General features: G+C 52.4%; 4 protein-coding genes. All 4 read left to right on the forward strand.

Translation table 11 applies throughout. From position 1 onward, the window contains the following. Positions 1-115: 115 nt before the first annotated feature. Positions 116-1,408: a radical SAM protein gene (locus FP815_13910; protein ID MBA3016020.1), complete on the forward strand. Its 1,293-nt coding sequence runs from the start codon at positions 116-118 to the stop codon at positions 1,406-1,408. Between the two features lie 429 nt (positions 1,409-1,837). Then, positions 1,838-3,583: a tetratricopeptide repeat protein gene (locus tag FP815_13915; protein ID MBA3016021.1), complete on the forward strand. Its 1,746-nt coding sequence runs from the start codon at positions 1,838-1,840 to the stop codon at positions 3,581-3,583. 172 nt (positions 3,584-3,755) lie between these two features. Further along, the gene (locus tag FP815_13920; protein MBA3016022.1) at positions 3,756-4,568 is read left to right on the forward strand and encodes a phosphate/phosphite/phosphonate ABC transporter substrate-binding protein; all 813 of its coding nucleotides are present in this window, start codon (positions 3,756-3,758) and stop codon (positions 4,566-4,568) included. Beyond that, the coding region (locus tag FP815_13925; GenBank protein ID MBA3016023.1) for a hypothetical protein at positions 4,543-5,083 on the forward strand (541 nt) is incomplete at its 3' end. The genes FP815_13920 and FP815_13925, both read left to right, overlap by 26 nt.

Consider the following 5,083-nt stretch of genomic DNA (forward strand, 5'->3'; position numbering starts at 1 on the left):
CGGATTGAGATCACGACGCTCAAACCGACAACTATACACTATGGTCCCGATACTCTTTGGCTAACAATAAGACCAAGGACTTATCGACCGTCCAGCAGAACAAGACACCCCATCCATGACTCCTCGCCACCCCGAACAGATGCCATGCCTGTTGTTTGCCAACAGCAAAGGAGAGATACAGGAATTTCCCGAACTCTGGATGGCGGGACGAAGCGGGTACCACTATGCCAAGCCGGCGCTGACCGATCTCATTCCTCTCCCAGAAGGCAGCGAACTGTTCGTGCTGCCCGGTCGTTTGCCGATTGGTATTGATCCAGCAGACGGCCAACCCGCAAGACTTGCAGACAACCCCTATGACTCCGTCGATGGCATCCAGGCGGTCGCAGCCTTTGTCGCTCCGGCACATACCACCATCCAGACTGCCGCCTTTGAAAAGAAGGATCCATCAATTCAGCCCTTGCCGCTTTTTGCCTACACCGCTGTCGGTTGGCACAACAATCAGTTTTGGGTGGCATCTTTCCGTAGCGACCTCAGCATTCGGCAAGATGCGAGCAAGTTTGACACAAACAAGATCAAGACTCGAACCTTGGCCGCACTGAAACGAAATCCCGAAAACCGGCTGATCCAGCACTTAGGCAAATGCAGCCTGACATATAGTTGCCCGGCGGCAAAAAATTTCTTCCAGGGCAGAGAGGAAGCGCCCCTTCCCACATCCCCTGCCTGCAATGCCGCCTGCCTCGGCTGCATCTCCCTGCAACCATCCGGCTGCTGCCCTTCAACCCAGGACCGGATCAAATTCGTGCCCACGCCAGCTGAGATCACCGAAGTGGCGCTCTCCCACCTCAATGCCGTCGATCATGCTGTGGTCAGCTTTGGCCAAGGGTGCGAGGGAGAACCCCTGCTCCAGGCAGAGACCATTGAACGAGCCATCCGCTCTATCCGCCGCCAAACCAGCCGCGGCACCATTAATCTTAACACCAATGCCAGCATTCCGGAAGCAGTGGCCAGCTTGGCCGAGGCCGGACTAGACAGCATCCGGGTCAGCATTAATAGCGCCCGTCCCCATGTTCACAGTCTCTACTACCGTCCCAAGGGTTTTAATTTTGATGATGTGCGCCAATCCATCGTGGAGATGAAAAAACGAGGTCGATTCGTCTCACTCAACTATTTCATCTGCCCAGGGGTAACTGATTCAGCCGACGAGACCGAGGCCTTCTGCCACCTGATTGAGAACTATCGGCCAGACTTTGTTCAACTCCGCAACCTGAACATGGACCCAGACTGGTACCTTGAGGCCATTCATCACCCCAAAGAGAGTGAGACCTGCGGAATCACGCCATGGCTAACCACCATCCGAAACCGCTTTCCTGAACTACGTTTCGGCTACTTCAATCCTCCGTTGCGATAACACTAAAGCACATCTCCCGCCTGCCCCGCCGCTTCACAGCAACAAACAGCGCCTCCGTGCCACGGACCATTATGCAAAAAACTGCATCAATCACGAAATCAAATCGCCACATACTTGCCGTAACCGGACTGCCGATCACTTTCAAAAAGCTAAACCCCAAACAACCTCCCTCCAAAAAAATCGTGATTATCGATAACAACCCTGTTATCGTTCAGCTGTTCATCTGCTCAAGTTGTCGGTTTACGGTTTACGGTTGACAGTTGACGGTGATAGAGTATGCAAAAAAAAATTGCGCATTGCCACACTTCTCACTATAGTGCCACATTGTCACACTTTTAAGCCGGGGGCAATTTCATCAGAACCCAGCGCTGGTCTGGCATCGGCCATGAAACCTCACCATATTCTCAAGACCTAAGACAAAAAAACGCCATGAACAAAAAACCTATCCGCCTCCAAGACTGCCAAAAACACTACACGTACGATCAAGACAAAGCCTGCACCCCGGTGGAGACTGTCCAGCGCTTCATGGACAAACTAAAGGACGTCAAACTAGACATCCTCAAAGAGGTCAAGCGGATTGATACCGGTCGCCTTGACATTCCGGTCTACTTCAGCGTCTGTGGCAAGGATGCCCACCAGACCATTGGCAATAAAAAACAGATGGGCAAGGGCAGCACTCCAGAGCAATCCAGAGCCAGCGCCTGCATGGAACTGGGAGAGCGTTTCAGCTTTTTCAGCTTCATCAAGAATCCGGAAAACTTCATCACCGCCACCTACGCCGAGATGAAACAAAGTGACTACCCGCTGCTGCCGCTCGAGAAACTCCTGCAATCAGTGCATGACACCACCACAGATATTGGCCTGTTGGAACAGTTGATCAACGACATCCCCATCCAATGGACCTGGGCCACTAACCTGGGAGAAGCCAAGGAAGTCATGGTGCCATTCAGTTGGTTCTTCGCTATCAACGAGTTCAACGGACCTTCCGCCGGCAACACCTATGAAGAAGCTATCAACCAAGGCATCTGCGAGATCATCGAACGGCACGTCTGCGCCCTTGTAAGCCATAAACACCTCAAGACCCCACTGATCGACTCCGACAGCGTCACCGATCCGGTAGCCAGAGAACTCCTCGAGAAATTCCATCGCAACGGTATCGAACTCTACCTGAACGACTTCACCCTCGACACCGGCATCCCCACTGTCTCCGCTTTAGCCATTGATCGAAGCACCTTTCCGGACTTAAGTGAGATCGTCTACACTGCAGGCACCACACCCAGTCCGGAAAAAGCCCTGATCCGGGCGCTGACCGAGGTAGCACAGCTGGCCGGAGACTTCCACACCAAGGCTAACTACGTGGCCAGCGGTCTGCCAAAACCCTTGAGCATGGACGAAGTCCCCTATATCACCCACCCCGGCACATCAATTCGTGTCGACCAAATGCCTGATCTTGGTGACAACAACATCAAGACGGAAATTGAGAACATGCTCGCCGTCCTCAAGAAGCTTGACATGGAGGTGTACCTGCTCAACACTATTCACGACAAACTGCAGATCCCGGCAATCTACACCATTATCCCTGGCGCCCATTTCCGAGAACGGTCGATGATCAATAACGTCGGACTCTTCGCCGCCAAATTAGTGGCAGAACGCACCCTCGACCCGGACGAATGCTGCCAGCAACTGATGACCATGCAGAAACTCCTACCTAACGCCTACTACATCGATTTCTACCTTGGCCGCAACCTCCACACCCTGGAACGCTACGACGAGGCGATGGTCCACCTGCAGCGGGCCCTTGACCAGAATCCGGAGGACGAAGACATCCCTTATATCTACTCATATATGGGCAATTGCCTCAAAGATCAGGGCAAGTACCCAGAGGCCATCACCGTGCTTCAACAAGGCGTGACCCATGACGACGAGCGGCCCGATCTTCACAATATGCTGGGCGTTTGCCACTACAAGCTTGATCAGTACCAAATTGCAGTCGCCCATTTCCAACGAGCTGTCGAGCTTGCCCCATCCTCGGCAATCGACTATGCCAACCTTGGTGTCAATTACCGGAAATTAAACGACTTCACCTTGGCGGAACAATGCTTTGAACTTGCTCTATCCCTGGATCCATCAATCGATTTTGCCAGGGAACAACTCGGCCAGATTCGCAGCGCGTGAGGTAAAATTTTTCTTGAGGCCAGCCCCACTTTTTTCGCCCGGCAAGTACTAAAGAAGACAGACTTCATCTATATTTTTTAGTACTTGCAAGGCCGAGGGTTTCCTCTTGAAAATCAGGGGAACTGTGGTATGGTGAACAAATCATGAACTATGCCCCTTGTCCGACACAGTGATGCGCCTACTCTCAAAAATACACCACAAAAATCTTGTCGGCCTCCTGCTCCTCCTGCTGGCAATCCCGCACCTGACCGGGTCCACCGCCTCAGCTCACTTCTTTTACTTCAATCCGGATTCAAGTTTTACCAACTTTGCCAGCCTGAAGTTGATGATGGATTCCTTTCTATCTTCCCATGGCTTCACTTTTTCTTTCCAACCATTTGCCCGTTTCCAGGACTTTGACCGCCAAGTCAAGGAACGCAAGCCATCTCTGGTCTTTCTGCCGGAATGGTATCTCAAGCAGGATGGCAACGGCAATAACTTCAAACCATTCATGGTCCCTGTATACCGAGGGGTCACTCACTACCGTAAAGTTCTGCTGGTTGGCGCCAACTCGGACCTGACCTTATCAATGCTTGCCGGACCGACCATAGCCATGACTCCCGTTGGCCCAGCCGGCATAACCATGCTCAATGAGACAATTTTCAAGGAACACGGACTAGAAGCCAACACCTTGAACTTCATCACCACCACCAAAGACTCAGATGCCCTGTTTGCCCTGGCGCTGGGACAAGTACAAGCCGCCCTGATCTCTCAAAACAATTTAGAAAGCATTGGCAAAATCAATCCCAATATTTTAAAAACAGTCAAGATACTGGCAGTGTCATCACCTATACCCCTGCCGATCTTGTGCTATGCAGAAGGGGTGCTCACTCCTCAGGAACTGGATAAAATGCGCACCAGCCTGCTTACAGGCAAACACGACAAAAATACCGCCCAACTCATGGAGCTGTTAAACATTGATGACTGGCAATCACCCACTTTATAAGATCATCCTCGTGCTGATCGCCCTGACGGCCATCGTCTTCCGCCTCGCGGAACCGGCCCGGGCTGCCGCTGCAAACAGTGGCCAGATCGCAATCCTGCTGTCAGACAGCAGCGAGGCCTATCTGCAGCAGGCCACCGCCTTCAAAGAGGAAGTCATCCTACCCTGCCAACTCTTTGATTTACAGGGCGACATCCAACGCGATCCAGGCCTGAAAGATCGGCTCTTCGCTAGTCGACCCGCCCTTATTTACGCACTAGGGGCCAAGGCTGCTTATGCCGCCAAACTGTGGACCAAAGACCACCAGGAGATCCCGGTTATCTTTGCCATGGTTCTCAACTGGCAGCGTTACAACCTGCTGGACAACAACCACAACATTGTCGGCATCGCCGCCGAAGTTGCACCAGGCACCCAGTTTGCCAATTTGACCATGTTCTCTCCCACTGTCAAACGCATCGGCCTGCTGTACAGTCCCTATTCGACCCAAATCCTTACACAAGCCAAAAAAGATGCCGCCC

The sequence above is a fragment of the Desulfobulbaceae bacterium genome, assembly GCA_013792005.1.
Lineage (GTDB): Bacteria > Desulfobacterota > Desulfobulbia > Desulfobulbales > VMSU01 > VMSU01.